Annotated in this window: 20 protein-coding genes; 8 read left to right on the forward strand and 12 right to left on the reverse strand. The window is 63.7% G+C overall.

Translation table 11 applies throughout. The annotated features are described in order from the left end of the window. Nucleotides 1-113 precede the first annotated feature (113 nt). Together hexR and ACOZJV_RS18300 are read left to right on the forward strand one after the other, a co-directional pair. Nucleotides 114-980 carry a transcriptional regulator HexR gene (hexR, locus tag ACOZJV_RS18295; protein WP_003177007.1) on the forward strand — a complete coding sequence of 289 codons (867 nt, stop codon included), beginning with the start codon at nt 114-116 and terminating at the stop codon, nt 978-980. 142 nt (nt 981-1,122) lie between these two features. Next, nucleotides 1,123-1,335, forward strand: coding sequence for a PA3496 family putative envelope integrity protein (locus ACOZJV_RS18300; protein WP_078470383.1), 213 nt, complete (start codon nt 1,123-1,125; stop codon nt 1,333-1,335). On the opposite strand, the gene ACOZJV_RS18305 is transcribed toward ACOZJV_RS18300, so the two are convergent. Then, nucleotides 1,277-2,239 carry a LysR family transcriptional regulator gene (locus ACOZJV_RS18305; RefSeq protein WP_020294871.1) on the reverse strand — a complete coding sequence of 321 codons (963 nt, stop codon included), beginning with the start codon at nt 2,237-2,239 and terminating at the stop codon, nt 1,277-1,279. The two genes, ACOZJV_RS18300 and ACOZJV_RS18305, sit on opposite strands and share 59 nt — an antisense overlap. A 190-nt stretch (nt 2,240-2,429) precedes the next feature. Between ACOZJV_RS18305 and ACOZJV_RS18310 the strand changes: the two genes are divergently transcribed. Continuing rightward, nucleotides 2,430-3,845 (forward strand): acetyl-CoA carboxylase biotin carboxylase subunit, encoded by a 1,416-nt coding sequence (locus tag ACOZJV_RS18310; protein ID WP_020294870.1) that lies wholly within the window; start codon nt 2,430-2,432, stop codon nt 3,843-3,845. Nucleotides 3,846-3,947: 102 nt separating this feature from the next. Then, the gene (gene oadA, locus ACOZJV_RS18315) at nt 3,948-5,756 is read left to right on the forward strand and encodes a sodium-extruding oxaloacetate decarboxylase subunit alpha (protein ID WP_078470385.1); all 1,809 of its coding nucleotides are present in this window, start codon (nt 3,948-3,950) and stop codon (nt 5,754-5,756) included. Nucleotides 5,757-5,853: 97 nt separating this feature from the next. On the opposite strand, the gene ACOZJV_RS18320 is transcribed toward oadA, so the two are convergent. Together ACOZJV_RS18320 and ACOZJV_RS18325 are read right to left on the reverse strand one after the other, a co-directional pair. After that, nucleotides 5,854-6,684 (reverse strand): amino acid ABC transporter permease, encoded by an 831-nt coding sequence (locus tag ACOZJV_RS18320; protein ID WP_078470386.1) that lies wholly within the window; start codon nt 6,682-6,684, stop codon nt 5,854-5,856. Then, nucleotides 6,681-7,502 (reverse strand): ABC transporter substrate-binding protein, encoded by an 822-nt coding sequence (locus ACOZJV_RS18325; RefSeq protein ID WP_078470387.1) that lies wholly within the window; start codon nt 7,500-7,502, stop codon nt 6,681-6,683. Before ACOZJV_RS18325 ends, ACOZJV_RS18320 begins: the two co-directional genes overlap by 4 nt. A 109-nt stretch (nt 7,503-7,611) precedes the next feature. Here ACOZJV_RS18325 and ACOZJV_RS18330 point away from each other — a divergent pair, with 109 nt between their 5' ends. Beyond that, on the forward strand, nt 7,612-8,511 hold the full coding sequence (locus ACOZJV_RS18330) for a homocysteine S-methyltransferase family protein (RefSeq protein WP_421548185.1): 900 nt from the start codon (nt 7,612-7,614) through the stop codon (nt 8,509-8,511). A 155-nt stretch (nt 8,512-8,666) separates the two neighbouring features. Here ACOZJV_RS18330 and ACOZJV_RS18335 read toward each other — a convergent pair whose 3' ends face one another. From ACOZJV_RS18335 to ACOZJV_RS18345, 3 genes are read right to left on the reverse strand one after another with little or no spacing between them, the layout of a single operon-like run. Continuing rightward, nucleotides 8,667-9,335 (reverse strand): GNAT family N-acetyltransferase, encoded by a 669-nt coding sequence (locus tag ACOZJV_RS18335; protein ID WP_421548186.1) that lies wholly within the window; start codon nt 9,333-9,335, stop codon nt 8,667-8,669. A 17-nt stretch (nt 9,336-9,352) separates the two neighbouring features. Next, nucleotides 9,353-9,799, reverse strand: a complete 447-nt coding sequence (locus ACOZJV_RS18340) for a GNAT family N-acetyltransferase (RefSeq protein ID WP_201128636.1) — start codon at nt 9,797-9,799, stop codon at nt 9,353-9,355. Further along, nucleotides 9,796-10,431 carry an FMN-binding negative transcriptional regulator gene (locus tag ACOZJV_RS18345; RefSeq protein WP_201128635.1) on the reverse strand — a complete coding sequence of 212 codons (636 nt, stop codon included), beginning with the start codon at nt 10,429-10,431 and terminating at the stop codon, nt 9,796-9,798. The genes ACOZJV_RS18340 and ACOZJV_RS18345 overlap by 4 nt, the downstream gene beginning before the upstream one ends. A gap of 104 nt (nt 10,432-10,535) precedes the next feature. Here ACOZJV_RS18345 and ACOZJV_RS18350 point away from each other — a divergent pair, with 104 nt between their 5' ends. Together ACOZJV_RS18350 and ACOZJV_RS18355 are read left to right on the forward strand one after the other, a co-directional pair. After that, entirely contained in the window at nt 10,536-12,086 is a 1,551-nt protein-coding gene (locus ACOZJV_RS18350; RefSeq protein ID WP_421548187.1) for a PLP-dependent aminotransferase family protein, read from the forward strand. Nucleotides 12,087-12,126: 40 nt separating this feature from the next. Next, nucleotides 12,127-13,338: a YeeE/YedE family protein gene (locus ACOZJV_RS18355; protein ID WP_421548188.1), complete on the forward strand. Its 1,212-nt coding sequence runs from the start codon at nt 12,127-12,129 to the stop codon at nt 13,336-13,338. Between the two features lie 578 nt (nt 13,339-13,916). On the opposite strand, the gene ACOZJV_RS18360 is transcribed toward ACOZJV_RS18355, so the two are convergent. From ACOZJV_RS18360 to ACOZJV_RS18375, 4 genes are all read right to left on the reverse strand, one after another. Beyond that, on the reverse strand, nt 13,917-15,017 hold the full coding sequence (locus ACOZJV_RS18360; protein ID WP_078470394.1) for a polyamine ABC transporter substrate-binding protein: 1,101 nt from the start codon (nt 15,015-15,017) through the stop codon (nt 13,917-13,919). A 12-nt stretch (nt 15,018-15,029) separates the two neighbouring features. Next, nucleotides 15,030-16,061 carry a histone deacetylase family protein gene (locus ACOZJV_RS18365; protein ID WP_421548189.1) on the reverse strand — a complete coding sequence of 344 codons (1,032 nt, stop codon included), beginning with the start codon at nt 16,059-16,061 and terminating at the stop codon, nt 15,030-15,032. Nucleotides 16,062-16,222: 161 nt separating this feature from the next. Next, complete coding sequence (locus ACOZJV_RS18370; RefSeq protein ID WP_421548190.1) at nt 16,223-18,130, reverse strand: ankyrin repeat domain-containing protein; 1,908 nt, start codon at nt 18,128-18,130, stop codon at nt 16,223-16,225. A 154-nt stretch (nt 18,131-18,284) separates the two neighbouring features. After that, a complete protein-coding gene (locus ACOZJV_RS18375) occupies nt 18,285-19,277 on the reverse strand; it encodes an AraC family transcriptional regulator (RefSeq protein ID WP_421548191.1) in 993 nt (330 codons plus the stop codon). Nucleotides 19,278-19,470: 193 nt separating this feature from the next. Here ACOZJV_RS18375 and ACOZJV_RS18380 point away from each other — a divergent pair, with 193 nt between their 5' ends. Next, nucleotides 19,471-20,016 (forward strand): hypothetical protein, encoded by a 546-nt coding sequence (locus ACOZJV_RS18380; RefSeq protein ID WP_238596141.1) that lies wholly within the window; start codon nt 19,471-19,473, stop codon nt 20,014-20,016. Between the two features lie 72 nt (nt 20,017-20,088). On the opposite strand, the gene ACOZJV_RS18385 is transcribed toward ACOZJV_RS18380, so the two are convergent. Beyond that, on the reverse strand, nt 20,089-21,090 hold the full coding sequence (locus ACOZJV_RS18385) for an asparaginase (protein WP_421548192.1): 1,002 nt from the start codon (nt 21,088-21,090) through the stop codon (nt 20,089-20,091). Between the two features lie 98 nt (nt 21,091-21,188). Then, entirely contained in the window at nt 21,189-22,640 is a 1,452-nt protein-coding gene (locus ACOZJV_RS18390; RefSeq protein WP_078470400.1) for an alanine/glycine:cation symporter family protein, read from the reverse strand. Between the last annotated feature and the right edge of the window lie 518 nt (nt 22,641-23,158).

The following is a 23,158-nucleotide window of genomic DNA, read 5'->3' on the forward strand; positions in this document are numbered from 1 at the left end:
GGGACGTAAAGCTGATTCAGTTACGCATTGCGCGGGCAAAAAACGGATTCATGTAGTATAACTACAAAACTGCTACATCCCTGGCGCCTGCCAATAACAATGAGTCCAGCCCTTTGAATCTGTTGCAGCACATCGCCCAGTCACGCCATCTCTTGCGCAAGTCGGAGCTCAAGGTCGCCGATCATGTGTTGCTCGATCCTGCGGCTGTGATGCACAGCTCCATGGCCGACCTGGCCCATAGCGTCGGCATCAGCGAACCGACCATCGTGCGTTTCTGCCGCGCCATCGGTTGTTCGGGCTTCCAGGACCTGAAACTCAAGCTGGCGCAAAGCCTGGCCGCCGGTGCCAGCTTCGGCCAGTTCGCGATCCATGAAGACGATTCCGTCGCCGACTACAGCCTGAAAATCTTCGACACCACCCTGCACACCCTGATGGAAGTGCGCGAGAAGCTCGACCCGGTGGAGTTGCAGAAGGCCGTGACCGCCATGTCCCAGGCCCAGCGCGTGGAGTTCTACGGCTTCGGCGCGTCGGGCGCAGTGGCGGCAGATGCCCAGCACAAGTTCTTTCGCCTGCTGCTGACGGCGGCGGCGTATTCCGACCCGCATATGCAGGCGATGTCGGCGGTGACCCTGAAGCCCACCGATGTGGCGATCTGCATTTCCCAGTCCGGGCGTTCCAAGGACCTGCTGATCACCGCCAACCTGGTGCGCGAAAGCGGCGCCTCGCTGATCACCCTGTGCCCGAGCCAGACGCCCTTGGCCGAGCTGTCGACCGTCAACCTGGCGATCGACGTGCACGAAGACACCGAAATCTACACCCCGCTGACCTCGCGTATCGCTCACCTGGTGGTGATCGACGTGCTGGCCATGGGCGTGGCCATGGCCCGCGGGCCGAGCCTGGTCAACCACCTGAAAAGCGTCAAACGCAGCTTGCGCAGCCTGCGCCTGTCGCCAAAATCGGTCAAAGCGCTGGACGACTGAGTCTGGCTGCACCGCCTGAGGTGGGCGACATTCGAGCGGCCCACCACTGGGCAACATTCATCTCTCTGTCACTGACTCGCCGCCAAACCGTAACGCCCGACGTCCATCGTGAAACTCCCGTACTCGCATTGGGAGACTAGAAATGGCCCGGCCTTACGAAGAGAGCAACAGCGTAGTCAAGACCCGTCGTCAGCAGGAAGACCAGCGCCGCATGGAGTTTCGCCGCGCGATCGAACACCGCTGTGAGTTGCGTCAACTGCAGCAGGAGATCAACGATTACCCGGAGCTTGAAGCCATCAATTACTGGCAGGCGGCACCGACAGCTTCCCGTCGAAACGCTCAACCAGCACGCTGATCTGCACCCGTTCGCTGCGGATAAACCCCAGGAACGCATGCGCTACCGGTGACAGGCGCTTGGCCTTGGCCTGCACCAGGCACCAGCTGCGGTACAACGGCAGCTCTTCGACGGGCAGCTCGATGAGCCCCCCCGTCGCCAACTCAAGGTTCAGGGCGTGGCGCGTCAACAAGGCCACGCCCAGACCCGCTCGCACGCATTCGCGCTGGGCCTCGGCCGATGACACTTCCAGGGTCTGGGTGAAGTGCACGCGCTTCTCCTTGAAGTATTCCTCGCAGGCCATCCGCGTTCCCGACCCCTGTTCACGCACTAGCAGGTTGTAGGGCTCCAGGTCCTGCAGGCGCAGCGGCCCCATATGGCACAGCGGGTGCTCGGGGGGCGCCACGGCCACGATCGGGTTGTTGAGGAACGGCAGAAACTCCAGGCCCATGTCCTGCGGCACCATGGACATGATCACCAGGTCGTCACGGTTGTCCGAAAGACGGCGGATCACCTGTCCGCGATTGACCACGGTCAGTTGCAGGTTGACCTCCGGGTGCTGGCGCTTGAAGGCGGCGAACAGGTGCGGCACGAAGTATTTGGCGCTCGATTCCACCGCCAGTTTCAGCTGGCCCTGCAACGATCCCTGCATGTCCGAGAGCTGCATGTCGAGGTTTTCCAGGCGTCCGAAAATGTCGCGACTGGCCCGTTGCAGGGCTTCGGCGGCCTCGGTCATGTACAGCTTCTTGCCGACGTAATCGAACAGCGGCTGGCCGATCAGCTCTTCCAGCTGGCGGATCTGCAGGCTCACGGCGGGCTGAGTCAGGGACATCTCTTCGGCGGCGCGACTGTAAGAGCGTAAATCACAGACCTCATTGAAGATCTGAAGCTGGCGTAATGTCATACGCATCAAGGACTTACGCATTATTTTAGGTCTCGCGCCGCAGGCTGATTGGCCAACTATAAGTCTTTACTTATGGTCGACCCAATAATTATTGATTTTTGTTAATCCCTCCATAGGCATAGTGTGGCGCAGCGACTGACTTGAAACATTTGGTCACGCGCCGACCTGGTCTAGCAGGTCGTGTGTTTCAACGGCTCAAGGGAACCTCCAAGTGATAAAAAAGATCCTGATCGCCAACCGTGGTGAGATTGCCGTACGAATCGTGCGTGCCTGCGCCGAGATGGGCATCCGTTCGGTCGCGATCTATTCCGACGCCGATCGCCATGCCCTGCATGTAAAGCGCGCGGACGAGGCGCATAGCATCGGCGCCGAACCGCTGGCCGGTTACCTCAACCCGCGCAAGCTGGTGAACCTGGCGGTGGAAACCGGCTGCGACGCACTGCACCCCGGCTACGGTTTCCTCTCGGAAAACGCCGAGCTGGCGGACATCTGCGCCGAGCGTGGCATCAAATTCATCGGCCCTTCGGCGGAAGTGATCCGGCGCATGGGCGACAAGACCGAAGCCCGCCGCAGCATGATCAAGGCCGGCGTGCCGGTGACCCCGGGCACCGAAGGCAACGTCGCGGACATCGCCGAAGCCTTGACCGAGGGCGACCGCATTGGCTACCCGGTGATGCTCAAGGCCACCTCCGGCGGTGGCGGCCGCGGCATTCGCCGTTGCAACAGCCGTGAAGAACTTGAACAAGCCTTCCCCCGGGTGATTTCCGAGGCCACCAAGGCCTTCGGTTCGGCGGAAGTGTTCCTCGAAAAGTGCATCGTCAATCCCAAGCACATCGAAGCGCAGATCCTCGGCGACAGCTTTGGCAACGTGGTGCACCTGTTCGAGCGTGACTGCTCGATCCAGCGCCGCAACCAGAAGCTGATCGAGATCGCCCCCAGCCCGCAACTGACCCCTGAACAGCGCGCCTATATCGGCGACCTGTCGGTGCGCGCCGCCAAGGCCGTGGGCTACGAGAACGCCGGCACCGTGGAGTTCCTGCTCGCCGAGGGCGAGGTGTACTTCATGGAGATGAACACCCGGGTGCAGGTGGAACACACCATCACCGAAGAAATCACCGGCATCGATATCGTCCGCGAGCAGATCCGCATCGCTTCCGGCCTGCCGCTTTCGGTGAAGCAGGAAGACATCCAGCATCGCGGCTTCGCGCTGCAGTTCCGGATCAATGCCGAAGACCCGAAAAACAACTTCCTGCCCAGCTTCGGCAAGATCACCCGTTATTACGCACCCGGCGGCCCCGGCGTACGTACCGATACGGCGATCTACACCGGCTACACCATTCCGCCGTTCTACGACTCCATGTGCCTGAAACTGGTGGTCTGGGCCCTGACCTGGGAAGAAGCGATGGACCGCGGCCTGCGTGCCCTGGACGACATGCGCCTGCAAGGCGTGAAGACCACGGCGGCCTATTACCAGGAAATTCTGCGTAACCCGGAATTCCGTAGCGGCCAGTTCAACACCAGCTTCGTTGAAAGCCACCCTGAACTGACCAACTACTCGATCAAGCGCAAACCCGAAGAGCTGGCCCTGGCCATCGCCGCCGCCATCGCCGCCCACGCAGGCCTATGAATGAAGCAGTTGCAAGCTTTCAGCTGCAAGCGGCGGTAAGAGCAGATTGGCTTTTACCTGCAGCTTGTAGCTTGAAACTTGTAGCTATGAGGAGATCCGAATATGACTAAGAAAATCTTCGTTACCGACACCATCCTGCGCGACGCCCACCAGTCTCTGCTGGCCACCCGCATGCGCACCGACGACATGCTGCCGATCTGCGACAAGCTCGACAAAGTCGGCTACTGGTCCCTGGAAGTCTGGGGCGGCGCGACTTTCGACGCCTGCGTGCGGTTTCTGAAAGAAGATCCGTGGGAGCGCCTGCGCCAACTGCGCGCGGCATTGCCCAACACCCGTCTGCAAATGCTCCTGCGCGGGCAGAACCTGCTGGGCTACCGCCATTACAGCGACGATGTGGTCCGCGCGTTCGTGGCCAAGGCTGCGGTCAATGGCATCGACGTGTTCCGCATCTTCGACGCCATGAACGACGTGCGTAACCTGCGGGTCGCCATCGAAGCGGTAAAAGCCGCCGGCAAGCACGCCCAGGGCACCATCGCCTACACCACCAGCCCGGTGCACACCATCGAGGCCTTCGTCGCCCAGGCCAAGCAAATGGAAGCCATGGGTTGCGACTCGGTGGCCATCAAGGACATGGCCGGCCTGCTGACGCCCTATGCCACTGGCGAGCTGGTCAAGGCGCTGAAGGCCGAGCAGTCGCTGCCGGTGTTCATCCACTCCCACGACACCGCAGGCCTGGCCGCGATGTGCCAGCTCAAGGCCATCGAGAACGGCGCCGACCATATCGACACCGCCATCTCCAGCTTCGCCTGGGGCACCAGCCACCCGGGCACCGAGTCCATGGTCGCGGCCCTTAAAGGCAGCGAATTCGACACCGGCCTGAACCTGGAGCTGCTGCAGGAAATCGGTCTGTACTTCTACGCCGTGCGCAAGAAGTACCACCAGTTCGAAAGCGAATTCACCGCGGTCGACACCCGGGTACAGGTCAACCAGGTACCGGGCGGGATGATCTCCAACCTGGCCAACCAGCTCAAAGAGCAGGGCGCGCTGAACCGCATGAGCGAAGTGCTGGCCGAGATCCCGCGGGTCCGTCACGACCTTGGCTACCCGCCGCTGGTGACCCCGACCTCGCAGATCGTCGGCACCCAGGCGTTCTTCAACGTCCTGGCCGGCGAGCGCTACAAGACCATCACCAACGAAGTGAAGCTCTACCTGCAAGGCGGCTACGGCAAGGCTCCAGGTGAAGTCGACGAAAAACTGCGGCGCCAGGCCATCGGCAGCGAAGACGTGATCGACGTGCGCCCGGCCGACCTGCTGAAACCTGAGATGACCAAGCTGCGCGGTGAAATCGGCGCCCTGGCCAAGTCCGAAGAAGACGTGCTGACCTACGCCATGTTCCCGGATATCGGGCGCAAGTTCCTCGAAGAGCGCGAGGCCGGCACCCTGGTTCCGGAAGTGCTGCTGCCGATCCCCGAAGCCGGTGGCGTCAGCAAGGCGGGCGGCGAGGGCGTGCCCACCGAGTTCGTCATCGACGTCCACGGCGAAACCTACCGCGTCGACATCACCGGGGTCGGGGTCAAGGCCGAGGGCAAGCGCCACTTCTACCTGTCGATCGACGGCATGCCGGAAGAAGTGGTGTTCGAGCCGCTCAACGAATTTGTCGGCGGCGGCAGCAGCAAACGCAAGCAGGCCACGGCGCCGGGTCACGTCAGCACCACCATGCCGGGCAACATCGTCGACGTGCTGGTCAAGGAAGGCGACGTGGTCAAGGCCGGCCAGGCGGTATTGATCACCGAAGCGATGAAGATGGAAACCGAAGTCCAGTCGGCCATCGCCGGCAAGGTGACCGCCATCCACGTGGCCAAGGGCGACCGGGTCAACCCGGGCGAGATCCTGATCGAGATCGAGGGCTGATCTAAGCCTTCATCTGCAACGTTTTACCTCGGGGGGGCATTTGCTCCCCTTTTTTTTTGCGAGGAAAAAACCTGCGCATGCCCGTTCAGTTGAGTGCCTAGCGCTGATGGCCCTTGCCGTAATAGCGCTCCAGGCGGGCCTGAACCAGTTCCAGGGCGAAGGACATCAGCCAGTAGATCACCGCCGCGGTGGTCAGCATTTCCAGGTAGCGGTAGCTGGAGCGGCCGTAGGACTGGGCCAGGAACATCACTTCCCAAACCCCCATCACCGAAATCAGCGACGAGTCCTTGAGCATCGAAATGAACTGGTTGGCCGTGGGCGGGATGATGGTGCGCATCGCCTGGGGCAGGGTCACGTGCCAGAAAATGGTCGTCGGGCGCATACCCAGGGCCAGTGCCGCCTGGCGTTGGCCCTGGGCGACGCCGATGATGCCCGCACGGAAGATTTCGCTGAGATAGGCCCCGTAGTTCAGGGACAGGGCGATGATCCCGGCCGCGATCGCGCCCGGCACCACGCCCAACTGGGGCATGCCCAGGTAGATCAGCATGATCTGGATCAGCAGCGGGGTGCCGCGAAAGAATGAGGTGTAGAAGCTGGCGATGCCGAACAGCACGGCGCTGCTGGACAGACGCGCCAGGGCGGCGGCGAAGCCCAGCAGCACCGACGCCAGCATCGAGCACAGGCACAGGAACAAGGTCAGCGCCGCGCCTTGCAGGAAGCCATTGGGCCCCAGGCGAAAGCCCGCCAGGTTGGGGAATTTTTCCAGGATGATCGCGAATTTCAGGTCAAAGCTCAGGAAGAACCCGACAAACAGCAAGAACAGCAACGCCCAGGTCAGGTACAGGCGTGTGCGAAAACCCAGCAGGCGTTTGAGAAACGACTCAGCCACCGGTTGCGGTGGCTGAGGTGGTTGCGAGAGAGAGGTCATTTACTGATATCGGCGCCGATCCATTTGTCCGACAGTTTGCTCAGAGTGCCGTCCTGTTTCAACTGAGCGAAGACTTCACGCACCTTGCTGTTCCACTGGGCGTCGCCTTTCTCGATGGCCACCGAGTTGGGTTCGGAGTAGAGCGGCTCGCCGGCCAGCTTGAAGCGTTTGTCCTGGGTCAGGCGCGGCTGTGCGGTCACCAGGTTGGTGAGGATCGCGTCCAGGCGCACGCCGGCACCCAGGCCCAGGTCCTGGAAGGCGACGTTGTCGGTGTCGTACGGGGCGATCTGCACGTTCTCGAACGGGTACTGCAATTGGGTGTCTTCGGCGCCTTCGATCACCAGGTTCTTGTTCAGGTAGCTCTCATAGCTGGAGGCGCTGGTGAGGCCGACTTTCTTGTCGCTCAGGTCTTTGGCCCCGTGGATGCGATCGTCCTTGGCGTTGACCACGATCACCGCCGGCGAGGCGTAGTACTCCACCGGGAAGTCGAAGACTTCGGCGCGGGCCTTGCTCGGGGTCATGGAGCAGATGCAGATGTCGTAGCGACCGCTCCAGCGACCGGCGGCGATCACGTCCCAGGAAGGGGTTTCCAGGCGCAGCTTGACCCCCAGTTTGGCGGCGACGGCCTTGGCCACGTCGACGTCGAAGCCGTCCAGCTGGTTCTGATCATTGAGGAAGGAAAAGGGCGGATAGCTTTCCATCAACACGCCGACCAACTCCTTTTTCTGCTCGATGCGGTCCAGGGTGGCACCGGCGAAGGCCTGGGAAGAGGCGGCGAGCAAGGTCAGGCCCAGGGCCAATAACGGTTTGAAGTTCATGGAAATCCTGACTGAAAAAGGTTGTGATTAACCGAATGGTGCGTATTTAATAGTTATAAGAACCACTCCGGTAGTGAGTTATTTTCATAAGCATATGAGTAAAAGGCATATGGGCGCAGGCAACACGGTAATTCTGGATGGCGGCATGGGCCGCGAACTGCAACGCCGCGGGGCGCCGTTCCGGCAGCCCGAGTGGTCGGCCCTGGCCTTGAGCGAGGCGCCGCAAGCGGTGGAAGCTGTGCATGCGGCGTATATCGACAGCGGCGCCAACGTCATTACCAGCAACAGTTATGCGGTGGTGCCGTTCCATATTGGCGAAGAGCGGTTTGCCGCTGAAGGGCAGGCCCTGGCGGCCCTGGCCGGCGAGCTGGCGCGGCGTGCGGCGGATGCCTCGGGCAAGAGCGTGCGGGTCGCAGGTTCGCTGCCGCCGCTGTTTGGTTCTTATCGTCCGGACTTGTTCGATGCCTCGCGGGCTGCAGACTTGCTGGCGCCGCTGGTCAACGGCCTGGCACCCCACGTCGACCTGTGGCTGGCGGAAACCCAGAGCTCCATCGTCGAGGCGCGGGCGATTCATGCCGGCCTGCCTGAAGACGGCAAGCCTTTCTGGTTGTCCTTTACCTTGAAGGATGAAGACACCGACGCCGTGCCGCGCCTGCGTTCCGGCGAGCCGGTGGCCGAAGCGGCAGCAGTAGCCGCCGAGCTGGGTGTGGAGACCCTGCTGTTCAACTGCAGCCAGCCGGAAGTGATTGGTGATGCGATTGATGCTGCGCGTGCGACCTTCGAGCGTCTGGGGTTGAAGATCCATATCGGTGCCTACGCCAATGCCTTCCCACCGCAACCCGAGGAAGCCACGGCCAACGACGGCCTCGACCCGCTGCGTGAAGACCTGGACCCGCCGGGCTACCTGCGCTGGGCGGCCGATTGGCAGCAACGCGGCGCCAGCCACCTGGGTGGTTGCTGCGGCATCGGCCCGGAACACATCGCCGTCCTGGCGCAAAAGCTGCGCTGACCGCGAAAAACAAAGCCCAATTGGGCTGACGGGTCTCGGCGCCCATCAAGGCCAGCGCAGCCTCCGGCAGCGGCTACAGGGTGTAGCCGCTGCCGAGGTATGAGGCCGCGCTGGCCCTGCCGGACAGCGTCGGTTTGGCTATCGGGCGCCGTGTATCAGGCTCGGCATTCGGCCAGGGTTTTGCGCTGGCCTGCGCCGCTCTGATTCTCTTCGCTCAGCCAGCGCTCGAACCCTGCGCCGATCGTCGGCCATTCCGAGTCGAGGATCGAAAACCACGCGGTGTCGCGGTTCTTGCCCTTGGCGACCATGTGCTGACGGAACACCCCTTCGAAGCTGAAGCCCAGGCGTTCGGCAGCCTGGCGCGAGCGGGCGTTGTCGTTGTTGCACTTCCATTCCAGGCGCCGGTAGCCCAGGTCGAAGGCTTCCTTGGCCAGCAGGTAGACCGCCTCGGTGCTTTTGGGCGAGCGTTGCATCGGCGCGCCGAAACTCACGTGGCCGATCTCGATGCGGCCCTGGGCCGGGACGATCGACATCAGGCTCAGCATGCCCTGGGCCTGGCCGCTGGCACGGTCGATCACGGTGAAGAAATAGGGGTCGCTGCTGGCCGCATGATTGCTCAGCCATTCATTGAACGCGTCGTGCGCAAAAGGCCCGTACGGCAGGTAGTCCCACAACTTGGGGTCTGCGCCGGGGCCCTGGAAGGCCTGCCACAGTTGCTCGGCATGGCGCGCCGGGTCGAGGCGTTCCAGGCGGATGAAGCGCCCTTCGATCAGGGTCGCCGAGGGGGCCGGGGCGCCTGTCCAGTCAGCGGGTGAAATCGGCATGCTGTTCTCCTTGAACCTCAAAGGGCTTTGCGAAACTGAATGAAACCCGGCCGTTCGGCGATGCGCTCGTAGAGCTGGATCGCTGTGGCGTTGGTTTCGTGGGTCAGCCAGTGAACCTTGCAGGCACCATCGTGCTTGGCCTGCGCGTAGACAAACTCGATCAGCAGGCGACCGACGCCGGTGCCACGCTGCTCCGGGCTGACCAGCAAGTCTTGCAGGTAGCAGGAGTTCTCGATACTCCAGTTGGAGCGGTGGTAAATGAAATGCACCATGCCCACCGCACGCTCGCCATCCCAGGCCAGGGCCGCGTTGGTCGGCTCGTTCGGGTCGAGAAAGCGTTGCCAGGTGCTGTGGCTCACTTCATCAGCCAGCTCGGTGTTGTAGAACCGCAGGTAGGCTTGCCATAGCGGCAGCCAGGCGGCGTGGTCGGCGGCGGTCACGGGGCGAATCTGAATCTGGCTCATAAGTCTCCTTGGCGCATCAGGTGGGAAAGCTGTTGATCGCGGACGTCGGCACTGGCCGCCAAGCCGTCGCGCACGCCGGCAATGTCGGCCGGGCTGCGGTTCTGGCTGAGCTTGCGCTTGCCCTCCAGGCGCTGGATCGGCAGGGCAAAACCAACAATCGCCTTGAGCATGCCCTCGATGTAGTCGGCGGGGGCGTCCGTGACCTTCCACGGCTCGCTGCGCGTGCTCTCGTGGCGCTCGGTGAGGGCGCTGACCAGCTCCAGCAGGCGTGGTCCGTCGCTGAACACTTCGGCCCTGCCGTAGGCATGCACGGCCAGGTAGTTCCAGGTGGGAACCACTTTTCCATGCTCGGCCTTGCTCGGATAAAAGCCCGGGCTGACGTAAGCGTCTTCGCCACTGAAAATCATCAGCGCCTCGGCTCCGTCGGCCAGCTCCTGCCATTGCGGATTGGCCTTGGCCAAGTGCCCGAACAGGGTGCCATTGGCGCCTTGTGCGGGGTCCAGCAACAGCGGCAAATGGCTGGCTTGCAGGCCCAGCTTGCCGTGGGTGACCAGGGTGGCGAGGCGGCTCTGGGCAATCTGCTGCTGCAGGCTGGCCAGGTTGTCGTCGACGAAGGCACGAGGTAGGTACATGGAAAAATTCCTTGGCGAATGCCTGCATCCTAGGCAGGCTAATGGTCTGTTGTAAGAGCCATCTTGGGTCTATTTCATAGGTCCAATTACTCGGGTGCATACCGATGAACAGCCCAGCGCTACCGCTTTCCTTCAACCCGGCGGGTATCGAGCTCGACCGCCGCCAGGGCCTCAGCCGCCAGCTGTACCAGGCCCTGCGCCTGCGCGTGCTGGACGGTCGCCTGGCCGGTGGCACCCGGTTGCCCGCCAGTCGCGACTTGGCGCAGGCCCTGGGGATTTCCCGGAACAGCGTGGTGCGCGCCTACGACCAGTTGTATGCCGAAGGGTTTATCGAAGGGCGGGTCGGCGATGGCACTTACGTGGCGTTGCTGCCTGAAGCGCAGTTGCCGATCAAAAAACTATCCACAAAACTGTCCACAGGGATATCAACAGGCTTACCCACAGGGTTATCCACAAAATCGGCCATTTCACTGGATTTACATCCAGCTAAAGTTATCCACAACGAGGCGCTGGAGCTGCTGCAAAAGCATCATTTGTCGACCCCGCCCAGTGGTCCGCCACGGGCATTTCGGGTGGGCGTGCCGGCCTTCGATCTGTTTCCATTCGAGGTCTGGGCCAAGCTGAATGCGGCTTTCTGGCGCAAGCCGGACCTGCGCCATCTGTGTTATGGCGACTCGGCGGGCGACGCGCGCCTGCGTGGGCTGATCGCCGCCTATTTGCGCAGTTCCCGTGGCTTGCAGTGCACGGCTGAGCAAATAGTGATCACCAGTGGCGCGCAGCAGGGAATAAGCCTTTGTGCACAGCTGCTGGTGGAGCCGGGAGCCGGCGTGGCTGTGGAAAACCCCGGCTACCGCGCCGCCGGTCACGCCTTCGCGGTGGCGGGCGGGCGCCTGCACGGCGTGGCGGTGGACCAGGAGGGGATCGACTGCCGGCAACTGGCGGCTCTGGAGGATTGCCGGCTGGCCTATGTGACGCCGTCCCACCAGTACCCGACCGGGGTCATCATGAGCCTGGCCCGGCGCCTGGAATTGCTGGCCTGGGCCGAGCGGACCCAGGGCTGGATCATCGAAGACGACTACGACGGCGAGTATCGCTACAGCGGCGCGCCCCTGGCGCCTCTGGCCGCCCTGGATCGCCAGTGTCGAGTGCTGTACGTCGGCACCTTCGGCAAGGTCGCGTTTCCGGCCTTGCGCCTGGGCTATCTGGTGCTGCCGCCGACGCTGGTGCAGGCCTTTGCCCGGCGCCGGGCCGTGGATGTGCGGCATTCGGAGGTCAGCACCCAGGCGGTGATGGCCGAGTTCATGGCGGCCGGGCACTTTCAGCGGCATATCCGGCGCATGCGGCGCGCGGCGTTGAGCCGGCGCAATACTTTGCTCGCTCACTGGCCTGTGGATATCCAGGGTGTCGGGCCGTTGCCGAATGTGGCGGCGGGGCTGCATCTGACGCTGGCGGTGGACAGCCTGGCACGCGAGCGTGAGCTGCTCGCCCAGGCGGCCGGTGCCGACGTCGAGATCAGCGGGCTGAGCAACTACTGGCTGCCCGAGTCCGCACAACCGCCGGACCAGCGTGCCGGGCTGGTGCTGGGGTTTGCCGCGGTGCCGGAAGCGGAGATCGAAGCCGCCCTGCAGCGTTTGCGAAAAGCCTGGCAGGTCTGAGGGTTTATACTCGCGGCCATTTCCTTCGCCGAGAACGCCCATGAGTCAGACTCTTTCCGCGGCGCCCGAACGCAAGTTCGGCGCGCCCTTGTGCGCATTGCTGGTACTGAGCGCTGCTGCCTTGTTCCTGCAAGCGCGGGTCGGTGCGCAGCAGGTGCTGTTGCTGGTGCTGGGTGCCGCGCTGGGGCTGACCCTGTATCACGCCGCCTTTGGTTTCACCTCGGCCTGGCGCGTATTTATCCGTGACCGCCGGGGCGCGGGCCTGCGGGCACAGATGGTGATGCTGGCGCTGGCGGTGCTGCTGTTCTTCCCGGCATTGGGCGCCGGCACCCTGTTCGGCCAGCCGGTGACCGGGCTGGTGGCGCCGGCCGGGGTCTCGGTGATTTTCGGGGCGTTTATCTTCGGCATCGGCATGCAGTTGGGCGGCGGTTGCGCCTCCGGCACCCTGTTTACCGTGGGCGGTGGCAATGCGCGGATGCTGGTGACCTTGCTGTTTTTCATCTGTGGCTCATTGATCGCCACCCAGCATGTGGATTGGTGGTTCGCCTTGCCATCGCTGCCGCCGATTTCCATCGTCAAGAGCATGGGTGTGTTGCCGGCGCTGGTGCTGAGCCTGGTGGTGTTCGCCTCGATTGCATGGCTGACGGTGAGCCTGGAAAAACGCCGCCACGGCGCCCTGGAAGCCCCTGTCAGCAGTGATCACTATGGCTGGCGCCGCCTGCTGCGCGGGCCCTGGCCGCTGGTGTGGGGCGCGGTTGCCCTGGCGTTGCTCAATTACGCCACCCTGGCCCTGGCGGGGCGGCCTTGGGGCATCACCTCGGCGTTTGCCTTGTGGGGTGCCAAGGTGGCCAGCGGGCTGGGGGTGGATGTCGGCAGTTGGGTGTTCTGGCAGAGCCCGGGGAACGCCAAGGCCCTGGCGGCACCGGTGTGGGAGGACATCACCAGCGTGATGGACATCGGCATCGTCTTTGGGGCCTTGCTGGCGGCCGGGCTGGCCGGGCGTTTTGCCCCCAGCCTGAAAATCCCCCGGCGTTCCCTGGTGGCGGCGGTGCTCGGTGGATTGCTGCTGGGCTACGGCTCGCGGCTGGCGTATGGCTGCAACATCGGCGCCTATTTCAGCGGCATCGCCTCCGGCAGCCTGCATGGCTGGCTGTGGCTGGTAGCCGCCTTTATCGGCAACGGCGTGGGCGTACGCCTGCGCCCCTGGTTCTTCGCCGAAGACCGGACGCCTCAAGGCCTGACGGGCTGCTGAGCGCAGCGAGCATCAAGCCCTAAGCCGCAAGCTTGGCTCTTTTGTGGCGAGGGAGCTCGCTCCCGCTCGAGCGCGAAGCGGTCGCAAAGGCGGTAATCGCGGTGCATCAGGTGTGCTGCGGCGGCAGGATTTGGGCTTGCTTCGCAAGCCAGCGCGAGCAAGCTCGCTCGCCACAGGGGTCAGGTAACCCCCCTTGAAGCTTGCCGCTTGGCTCTTTTGTGGCGAGGGAGCTTGCTCCCGCTCGAGCGCGAAGCGGTCGCAAAGGCGGTAATCGCGGTGCATCAGGTGTGCTGCGGCGGCAGGATTTGGGCTTGCTTCGCAAGCCAGCGCGAGCAAGCTCGCTCGCCACAGGGGTCAGGTCCCCCCCTTATAGCTTGCCGCTTAGCTCTTTTGTGGCGAGGGAGCTTGCTCCCGCTCGAGCGCGAAGCGGTCGCAAAGGCGGTAATCGCGGTGCATCAGGTGTACTGCGGCGGCAGGATTTGGGCTTGCTTCGCAAGCCAGCGCGAGCAAGCTCGCTCGCCACAGGGGGGGTGATCCCCTATGGCTTGCCGCTGGAAGCTTGAAGCTTGCCGCTGCTGCTAGGTCCCCGACTTGATCTTGGTCCAGGCCCGGGTCCGGGCGCGTTCCGCGTCACGCGGTAGCGGTTGCAGGGTGTAGAGGGTGCCCATCGCCGCTTCGGTCGGGTACAGGTTGGGGTTGTTGCGGATCGCCGGGTCGACCCGTTCGGTGGCGTCCTTGTTCGGGTTGGGGTAGCCGACGAAGTCGCTGACCGGCGCAATCACCTGGGGTTGCAGCAGGTAGTTGATAAAGGTGTAGGCGTCTTCCGGGTTTTTCGCCCCTTTGGGCACCGCCAGCATGTCGAACCAGATCGGCGCGCCTTCCTTGGGCAGGCGCATGTCCACGGTCACCCCGTTCTTGGCCTCCTTGGCGCGGTTGGCGGCCTGGGAGAAGCTGCCCGAGTAACCGACCGCGACGCAGATATCGCCATTGGCGATGTCGGCCATGTATTTGGATGAATGGAAATAGGTGATGTACGGGCGGATCTTCATCAGCAGTGCTTCAGCCTTGGCGTAATCCGCCGGCTTCTTGCTGTTGGGGTCCAGGCCCAGGTGTTGCAGGGCCAGGGGCAGGATCTCCGACGGTGAATCCAGCAGCGCCACGCCGCACTGCTTGAGCTTGCTGATGTTCTCTTCCTTGAAGATCAGGTCCCAGCTGTCCACCGGTGCGTTGTCACCCAGGGCTGCTTTGACTTTGGCCGGGTTGAAGCCGATCAGGATGGTGCCGTACATGTAGGGCACGGCGAATTTGTTGCCCGGGTCGTTGGCCTCGATCAGCTTCATCAGCTTGGGATCGAGGTGGTTCCAGTTGGGCAGCTTGCTGCGATCCAGGGGTTGGAACACCCCGGCCTCGATCTGCTTGGCCAGGAACACGTTGGACGGCACCACCACGTCGTACCCGGAGTTGCCGGTCAGCAGCTTGGCTTCCAGGGCTTCGTTGGTGTCGAAGATGTCGTACACCAGCTTGATCTGGGTGTTCTGCGCCTTGAAATCCTCCAGGGCCTTGGGGGTGATGTAGTCGAACCAGTTGTAGACCCGCAGGGTGCGTTCTTCAGCCTGCACCGCGCCGCTGAGCAGGGCCGCGCAGAGGGCTGGGGCGATAAAGCGTTTGAGACTGTTCATGGTGCGGATCCCTCACTGGGCGCTTTGAAAACCTTCGAGAACGTTCACGGCGTTGATGCCGATTTCTTCCACCGCATAACCGCCTTCCATCACAAACAGCGTCGGCTTGCCCAGGGCGGCGATGCGCTGGCCCATGCTCAGGTAGTCCGGGCTGTCGAGCTTGAATTGCGAGATCGGATCATCCTTGAAGGTGTCCACGCCCAACGACACGACCACGATGTCGGCGCCGTAGCGGGTGATTTCCCCACAGGCCTGTTCCAGCGCCGCGCTCCAGCTGTCCCAGCCGCTGCCCGCCGGCAGAGGGTAGTTGAAGTTGTAGCCAGCGCCCGGGCCTTCGCCCAGTTCGTCGTCGTAGCCCAGGAAAAACGGGAACTCGGCTTCCGGGTGGCCGTGGATCGAGGTGAACAGCACATCGTTGCGCGCGTAGAAGATCGATTGCGTGCCGTTGCCGTGGTGGTAGTCGACGTCGAGGATCGCGACTTTTTTGTGGCCCTGGTCGAGGAAGGCCTGGGCGGCGATGGCGGCGTTGTTCAGGTAGCAGTAGCCGCCCATCAGGTCGCTGGCGGCGTGGTGCCCCGGCGGCCGGCACAGGGCGAAGGCGCTGCGTGCGCCACGCTGGATCACCGCCTGGGCCGTCAGTGCCACCTGGGCTGCGCTGTAGGCGGCTTGCCAGGTCCCGGCGGTAATCGGCGCGCCGCCGTCAAAGCTGTAGTAGCCCAACTGGCCGTGCAGGCTGGTGGGTATCACGCTGCGCAGGGTGCGCGCGGGCCAGGTATAGGGCAGCAGGTCGCCGTCGGTGCCGGTGGCGGCCCAGCGATCCCAGGCCCCCTTGAAAAAGTCCAGGTAGGCGCGGCTGTGGATGCGTTCGATGGGTGCCAGGCCAAAGTCCTTGGGGGCCTCGACCGGGCCCAGGTTGCGGTACTGCACGCGCGCCAGGACATGGTCGGCGCGGGACGGCATTTCAAAACAGGGCATCAGGCGGCCGTCGATGAGTTCGCAGCGGCCGTGGTGCAGGTGGTGGTCATCCGAGTAGATCGTCAGCATTTTCTTGTTCTCCGCAGGCTGATTCGGTGTTCCACAGTCTTGCGGCGCCGAGGCTTTCGGAGAACGTCGGTAGCGGCCAAAATGGGATCGATATGGCCAAAGTCTTTGTCCGAATTTCGCCCCTTAACGAGGCGTTGCGCCCCATTGCGGGGCGCGCGGCTTCAGCTTTTGCCGGCGGGGGGCGGACTCAGGCGTTGCAGGACCTGGAGCATATCCTGGCGTTTTTGCCGGTTCAGGGTTTCCAGCAATAGCGCATAACCTTTCTTTTCGCAGTATTGGCCGACGTTGGGGTTGGCGCCGTGTTCCAACAGCAGGGTGAACATGTCCAGGCTGTCCTGCACGCTGACCGTAGGCTCCTTGCTGTCGGCGGCGGTCTGCTCGGCCACCCGCATCAGCAGGCTCTTGCCGATCGGCTGGTTATGGCAGGTGCCGCGTCCGTAGCTCAGGTCGAGGTTGGCGCCGGCAGCGATCAGTTGCCGGGCCGCGGCGTAGTTGTTGCCGTCGAGCGCGCGCCAGAGCGCGGTTTCGCCTTCGTCCGGGGTGCGCAGGTCGAGGTTTTGCGGGTACTGCATCAGCCAGGTGAAACCCTCGATATCCCGACGGCTGCGGGCCATCTCCAGCAACGGGGTGGCGCCTCTGCTGCTTTGCTCGTCGATGGCGACCCCGGCGTCGAGGAGGAACTTCAGGCGCCGGGCCTGGTTCAGGTCCGGGCTGTCCCTGAGATCGTTGCGCATGGCCAACAGGGCCAGGGTGCTCCCGTTGTAGAGGCCGCGAGTGTGGGCGCCATGGGCCAGCAGCTGGCGGGCGATGTCCAGGTTCGGCGCATCCAGGGCGTGCAGCAAGGCGCTGCGCCCGTCGTCAGCCATGACTTCGCCGCTGATCCCTTGCTCCAGCAGGCGCTGGACCTCGGCGGCATCGCCGGCATCCACGGCGCTGACCAGAGGCCAGAACCCCTGGCACGCCTGAGGGGTGGCGGCCTTCACATCGAGGCGTTGCAGCACGCGGGCCGGCACGGTCTGTTGGCGTTGCAGGCGCAGGCCGCAGTACACCCGATAGCGTTCCACGGCTCGCCCCTGATGCTCGTTGTTCAAGGGCTGCTGTTCAAACAGCGCCCAATCCAGGTCCGCCAGGTTGAGGTAGCTCGGCACCCGCGCCGGGTCGCGGCGCAGTACCTCGGCCAGCCACGGACGTGCGGTTTGCAGCTGGCCTGCTTCGCTGGTCCAGTAGGCGATGTCGTTGAGCAGGCCGGGGTAGGTACTTTCCCCGGGGGCGAGGGTGCGAAAGTCATGGCTGGCGAAAAAGTCTTTGACCCGAGCGATGCCTGGCCCTTTGTCCTTGGCGCTGCGCAGCTGGCCGTGCAACTGGCGGAATTCGTCCCACACGCGGTCTGCCGCCGGAGCCGGCGGGTAAGGGTTGATCGTCAGCGTGCCGGTACCGCTGCTGAAGGGCTGAAACCACCTCGGGAAGCGCTGCAAGGCTTGCAGCCACTGCTCCTGCACCTCGGCGTCGATCGGTTGCAGCGGGGTGAAGTCCATCTGCGACAGGTCTTTGCGGCGGCTGAAGGCCAGCAGCGGCTGCTGGGGATCGCGGATGTCGATCAACAGGTAGCGGCTGCTGAGCTGCCAGTCGCTGTTGCGGCAGTTGAAACTGAGTTGGGTCAGGCTCAGCCCGGGCTCCAGGTCATTGCTGACCGGCCAGTTGTCGGCGACCGGGATCGGCTCATGTTGCGGCACGCAGTCACGCAGTTCCTGGGCGGTGAACAGCTGCAAGGCAGGGGATTTGTAGACCCGCTGCTGGTACTTGGGATCGGCATAGGCGTTGAGGTAGAACAGCCCGCGGTACTGGCTGAGCACCACCCGCGCTGGCGTCTGCGGCTGGCCGGGTACGGGGAACGCCTTGATTTGCAGGGTGGCGCTTTCGGGAGCGTCGAGCCGCATGTCGCGCTGCAGTTGCGACCACTTGATCTTGCCCAGGTCGAGGTCGAAGGCCTGAACGGTGGGCACGGCGCCCAGGCACAGCAACGCGATCAATGCCGCGCGCAGGCGACGCGAGCCGGTGGAGTGTTTCAAAGGTGCAGTCCTTGGCGGTCTCGAAAGGCGGCAATGTAATGCAAGCAACGCATTTATGCCGGGCTTTCTCGCAGAACCTGTTGCCGATCCGCTGTGCCTGGTCCTGGGGCGTTAAACGGGGCTAAGGGTTGCTCGCCAGGTCGTAAGCAGGTGCTCAGGGCCGGAACTGGCTGGGCGCCACGCCGCTCCAGCGGATAAAGGCATGGCGAAAGCTCGCGGTTTCGCTGAAGCCCAGGGCCTCGGCAATCTGGTAGATCGGCACCTGGTCTTCGCAGAGCATCTGCTTGGCGCGTTCGAAACGCAGCTCGTCGAGCAATTCCTGATAGCTGCAACCGAGGTCCTTGAGGTGACGGCGCAAGGTCCGCGCCGAGCAGTTCATCTGTTCCGCCAGGCCCTCAAGCCCCGGGGCGGCGTCGAGCTGCGCAGTGAGCAACTGGCGGATACGCCCGAGCCAGGCCTGGCGCCCGGTGAACTCCAGGTTCTGTTTGCGGCAGCGCTCGGCCATGGCCTGGTGGGTGATGGCGTCCGCCAGTGGCAGCGGTTGGTCGAGCCAGCGCCGGTCGAAGGCAAAGGCGTTGGTCGTGGCGGCAAATTGCAGCGGGCATTCGAAGCGTTCGCTGTAGCGCGCCTGATAGTCGGGGGCCGGGTATTCGAAGCGGGCCCCCAGCAGCGGCAGCGGGCGGCCCAGCAGGTCGTCGCAGATGACCTTGAGTGACACCAGGCAGAACTCGATATTGAACACGGCCATCGCCGGGTTTTCCCGGTAATCGCTGGCGGCGAACCAGACGCGCTCGCCGTCCTGCTCCAGGCTCAGTTCGAAAAGTGTTCCCAGCAGCGCCGGATAACGCAGCGCCAGACGCAAAGCGTCACCGAAGGTGGCACTGGTGAGCAGGGCGTAGCCGAGCATGCCGTAGGACGAAACATGCATGCGCCGCCCCAGTTCCAGGCCGATATCGCGGCGCAGCGCAACGGCGTTGGCGCAGACCAGCATCTCCTGATTGGTGGTGATGCGGGTGTCGGCCCGGCTCAGGTCGGCGGGGCTGATGCCGCTGCCGGCAAGCAGGGCGTCGCTGGACAAACCCTGGTCCTTGAAGGCATTGAGGATCAGCGACACCGCGTTCAGGGTCGTGAGGTGAGAGTGCAACATGCTCGTCTCCAGCCATGATGAACCGCTAAGCCGAGCAAGTTGCATGCCGCTCGCGGCAAAACCTGCGGTTCGCCGGCCAGCCGCGTGGGGCGTTTTGGGGGACATGTGGCTAGTGACTTGGCGCATTGATTGGTGCAACCTGCCTGCCAATCACCCCCCGGTGGCGGTGTTGCAACCCGATAAAGGACTATGTATGACCCCCATTCCCGCGCGTTCCCTGCTCCTGGTTTCCAGCCTGCTGCTCAGTTCGCTGTGCCTGGCCGAAGGCGAGCCGGCCAGCGAGAGCACCCTGAAGGATTCCGCCAAGTCTGCGGTCTCGTCGGCCATTTCGGCGGGCAAGAACCTGCTGGGTGGCGTCAGCGAAGGCGTGCTCGACGGTCGTCAGTCGGCGCAAGGCGTCGACGGTGCCTCGATCATTTCCTCCCGTGAACAAATGAAAGACCGCGTCGATGTCCAGGTCTTGAAGACCGAAGCCAGCGGCGACAGCTTCAACGTCACCCTGGGGTTCAAGAACAGCAGCGACAGCCAGTTGCGGCTGATCAACCTCAAGCAGACCGGGGCATTGCTGGCCATCGACCAGGATGGTTATGCCAACGGCCTGACCGCCAGCCTCGACAACCCGGACGAAGTCACCATCCCGCCCAAGGCGGCGGTACGGCAGAAGTTCGTGTTTGAAGGACCGATCGAGCAGTCGAGTTCGGTACGGGTCTGGGGCCAGGATTACTCGGTCAAAAAGTAACCTGGCACCCGCCCTGTGCTCGTGCTCGAGCCGGCGGCTACCGCAGTAGCCACCGGCTCTTTGGCACGGGCTTCAGCTCAATTCGCCACACAGATCAAGCTCAACCAGGCGCCGCACTTCGGCTCCGTCCAGGCCCGCGCCGAGCAGCGCATTGAGCTTGCCGAACGCCGCTTCGCGGGTCATGCCACCACCGGACAGCACGCCCACGCCCCGCAGGCGGCTGCCGGCTTCGTAGACGTCCAGCTCGACCCCGCCTTCATGGCACTGGGTGATCGCCACCAGCACAATCCCTTGCTCATGCGCCCGTTGCAGGCTGGCCAGGAACTGCGGGTTATCGCTCGGCCCGGTGCCGCTGCCAAAGCACTCCAGCACCAGGGCCTGGATGCCGCTGGCGAGCACGCCGTCCAGCAGCTCGGCACCGATGCCGGGGAACAACGGCAGCACGCCGACCTTGGCCAGTTGCCTGGCCTGGCGATAGTCCAGTTGCGCCGGCAGCGTTTCGGCCCTGGCCGCGCCGCCCTGGCGCTTGAGTGCGGCGAACGGGTGGCGGCCGAAGCTGCGGATTTTCGCGCAGCGGGTCGGCGCCAGCAGCTCGCCGTGGAAGTACAGGTGCACCCCCGGGGCCAGGCCCTGACCTAGGGCGACCAGCGAGTCGCCGAGGTTTTCCCAGGCATCGCTGTCGGGCACGCCGGCCGGCAGCATCGAACCGGTAAACACCACCGGTGCGCGCAGGCCCAGCAACTGGAAGCTCATGGCGGCGGCGCTGTAGGCCAGGGTGTCGGTGCCATGCAGGATCAGCACGCTGTCGCAGCCCTGGTCGATGGCATCGACCACCGCTTCACGCAGGTTCTGCCAGTAGGCGGGGGTCATGTTGGCGCTGTCGATCAGCGGCGCCATCTCGCGAAAGCGCCAGGCTGGCACGGTCAGCGTCGGCTGGCTGTTGAGGTAGTCGCGCATCCGCGCTTCGAATCCGGCAGCCGGCGCCAGGCCGTTGGCGCTGGCCTGCATACCGATGGTGCCACCGGTGTAAAGCACCATGACGTGCTGGGCGGCAGGATAGGTCGGGGCATTCATGGAGGGTCTCCGAGGACGATGACAGCGGTGGCCGAGCATGACGCCGGCCACGCGCTGTGTCACGCCGGGCGCAGGGGGTGCGCCCGGTTACTGGCCGATCAGCGTTGCGCTGCGGGCACGCCTTCAGCTTGGGTCTGTGGCGCGGCAGGCGCGGCTGGCGGGTTGGCCGGCCAGGCTTTCAGGTCCAGGTCCAGGTCGGGGAACTTGCTGGAGTCGAACACCGGGGTCTTGATCCCGGCGGCGCGCTGGTCGTCGTAGTCGCGCAGCACGCGCAGGGCGATCTTGAACAGCAGGAACAGCGCGATCAGGTTGACGAACGCGAGCATGGTCATGGTGATGTCGGCAAAGGCGAACACCGTGCCCAGGTTCTCGATCGCGCCCCAGAAAATCAGCACCAGCACCAGCACCCGGTAGGCGATCAGCGCGTCGCGGTTCTCGCCGAGCAGGAAGCGCAGGTTGCTCTCGCCCAGGTAGTAGTTGTAGAGGATCGAGGTGAACACGAACAACGACAGGGCCACCGAGATGAAGACCCGGCCCCATTCGCCGACGACCGCGGCCAGGGAGTTCTGGGTCAGGGCAATGCCGTCACCTTCGAAGCCCGGGGTGTAGAAGCCCGACAGCAGGATCAGCAGCGCGGTGCAGGTGCAGATGATGAAGGTGTCGAGGAATACGCTGAACGCCTGGACCACGCCTTGCGCCACCGGGTGTTCGACCGAGGCCACGGCAGCCACGTTAGGCGCACTGCCCAGGCCGGCTTCGTTGGCGAATACGCCGCGTTTCACGCCCATGATGATGGCGCTGCCGATCAGGCCGCCGAACGCCTGGTCCAGGCCGAAGGCGCTTTTGACAATGGTCATCAGCATCCCGGGCACGTGGTCGATCTGCAGCACGATCACGTACAGGGTCACGCCGATGTAGGCCAGGGTTTTCACCGGCACCAGCAGGTCGGCGACCTTGGCGATGCGCTTGATGCCCCCGACGAACACCAGGCCCAGCAGCACGGCCAGGGCCAGGCCGGAGTAGGTGGTGTCGAAGTTGAAGGCGTCCTGAAGCGAGTGGGTCACGGCGTGGGCTTGCAAGCCGTTGAAGGCGAAACCGAAGGTCACCAGCAGCAAAAAGGCCATGACCATGCCCAGCCAGCGTTTCTGCAGTCCGTGCTGGATGTAATAGGCCGGGCCGCCACGGTACTGGCCTTCGGCGTCGCAACGCTTGTAGAGCTGGCCGAGGGAGCACTCGAAGAAGCTGCTGGACATGCCGACCAGCGCGGTCACCCACATCCAGAACACGGCACCGGGGCCACCCAGGGTCACGGCGATGCCGACCCCGGCGATATTGCCTGCGCCGACACGGCCGGCGAGGCTGAGCATCAGCGCCTGGAACGAGCTGAGTTGGCCGGCGCTGCTTTTCAGGCTGTCGCGAAATACCGCGAACATATGGAAAAAGTGGCGCAATTGAACGAAACGCGAGCGGATCGTGAAGTAGCTACCGAGCCCGACAATGAGCACGATCAGTACTTTCCCTGAGAGGAAGTCGTTGATGACTTCGAGCATGGAGTATTCCTCGCTGTTTTTTTGTAGAGGCAAATGCTGGATGGAACGAAACATTTCGTTACACCTCGTCGCGCAGACAGCACAACGGGTGGGGCGAGCTTCGTCCCGGGTCCATATCGCGGGTTGTTATTAGTTCGGGTTTCGCATGGGTTCAGGCCTCGTTACCGACGGCCGCTCATGCGAAGAGGGGCCGCACTATACCGGTGCGCACGCCTGCCGTCTGCATGTTGCGCATTTGACCGAGGAACGGCAGCCCCGCTGGGGCTGAAACGCTCCAGCATCGAGAGGCAGATGCAAGCGTCAAGCCTGGAGCCTGGAGCCTGGAGCCTGGAGCTTTGTGCTTTGTGCTTTGTGCTTTGTGCTTTGTGCTTTGTGCTTTGTGCTTTGTGCTTTGTGCTTTGTGCTTTGTGCTTTGTGCTTTGTGCTTTGTGCTTCTGTGGCGAGGGAGCTTGCTCCCGTTCGGCCGCGCAGCGGCCGCAAAGAAAGTTTGCGCGGTATACCTGACAAACGGTGCGTAC

Source organism: Pseudomonas sp. QD4 (assembly GCF_049199125.1).
Classification (GTDB): domain Bacteria; phylum Pseudomonadota; class Gammaproteobacteria; order Pseudomonadales; family Pseudomonadaceae; genus Aquipseudomonas.

Excerpts from the sequence above, each read along its gene's own strand:
- ACOZJV_RS18390 (WP_078470400.1), bottom strand. The coding sequence starts at position 22,640 with ATGCTCGAAGTCATCAACGACTTCCTCTCAGGGAAAGTACTGATCGTG.
- ACOZJV_RS18340 (WP_201128636.1), bottom strand. The coding sequence starts at position 9,799 with ATGAGCCAGATTCAGATTCGCCCCGTGACCGCCGCCGACCACGCCGCC.
- oadA (WP_078470385.1), top strand. The coding sequence starts at position 3,948 with ATGACTAAGAAAATCTTCGTTACCGACACCATCCTGCGCGACGCCCAC.
- ACOZJV_RS18360 (WP_078470394.1), bottom strand. The coding sequence starts at position 15,017 with ATGAACAGTCTCAAACGCTTTATCGCCCCAGCCCTCTGCGCGGCCCTG.
- ACOZJV_RS18355 (WP_421548188.1), top strand. The coding sequence starts at position 12,127 with ATGAGTCAGACTCTTTCCGCGGCGCCCGAACGCAAGTTCGGCGCGCCC.
- ACOZJV_RS18325 (WP_078470387.1), bottom strand. The coding sequence starts at position 7,502 with ATGAACTTCAAACCGTTATTGGCCCTGGGCCTGACCTTGCTCGCCGCC.
- ACOZJV_RS18345 (WP_201128635.1), bottom strand. The coding sequence starts at position 10,431 with ATGTACCTACCTCGTGCCTTCGTCGACGACAACCTGGCCAGCCTGCAG.
- ACOZJV_RS18320 (WP_078470386.1), bottom strand. The coding sequence starts at position 6,684 with ATGACCTCTCTCTCGCAACCACCTCAGCCACCGCAACCGGTGGCTGAG.
- ACOZJV_RS18375 (WP_421548191.1), bottom strand. The coding sequence starts at position 19,277 with ATGTTGCACTCTCACCTCACGACCCTGAACGCGGTGTCGCTGATCCTC.
- ACOZJV_RS18350 (WP_421548187.1), top strand. The coding sequence starts at position 10,536 with ATGAACAGCCCAGCGCTACCGCTTTCCTTCAACCCGGCGGGTATCGAG.
- ACOZJV_RS18300 (WP_078470383.1), top strand. The coding sequence starts at position 1,123 with ATGGCCCGGCCTTACGAAGAGAGCAACAGCGTAGTCAAGACCCGTCGT.
- ACOZJV_RS18385 (WP_421548192.1), bottom strand. The coding sequence starts at position 21,090 with ATGAATGCCCCGACCTATCCTGCCGCCCAGCACGTCATGGTGCTTTAC.
- ACOZJV_RS18330 (WP_421548185.1), top strand. The coding sequence starts at position 7,612 with ATGGGCGCAGGCAACACGGTAATTCTGGATGGCGGCATGGGCCGCGAA.
- ACOZJV_RS18335 (WP_421548186.1), bottom strand. The coding sequence starts at position 9,335 with ATGCCGATTTCACCCGCTGACTGGACAGGCGCCCCGGCCCCCTCGGCG.
- ACOZJV_RS18380 (WP_238596141.1), top strand. The coding sequence starts at position 19,471 with ATGACCCCCATTCCCGCGCGTTCCCTGCTCCTGGTTTCCAGCCTGCTG.
- ACOZJV_RS18365 (WP_421548189.1), bottom strand. The coding sequence starts at position 16,061 with ATGCTGACGATCTACTCGGATGACCACCACCTGCACCACGGCCGCTGC.
- ACOZJV_RS18305 (WP_020294871.1), bottom strand. The coding sequence starts at position 2,239 with ATGCGTAAGTCCTTGATGCGTATGACATTACGCCAGCTTCAGATCTTC.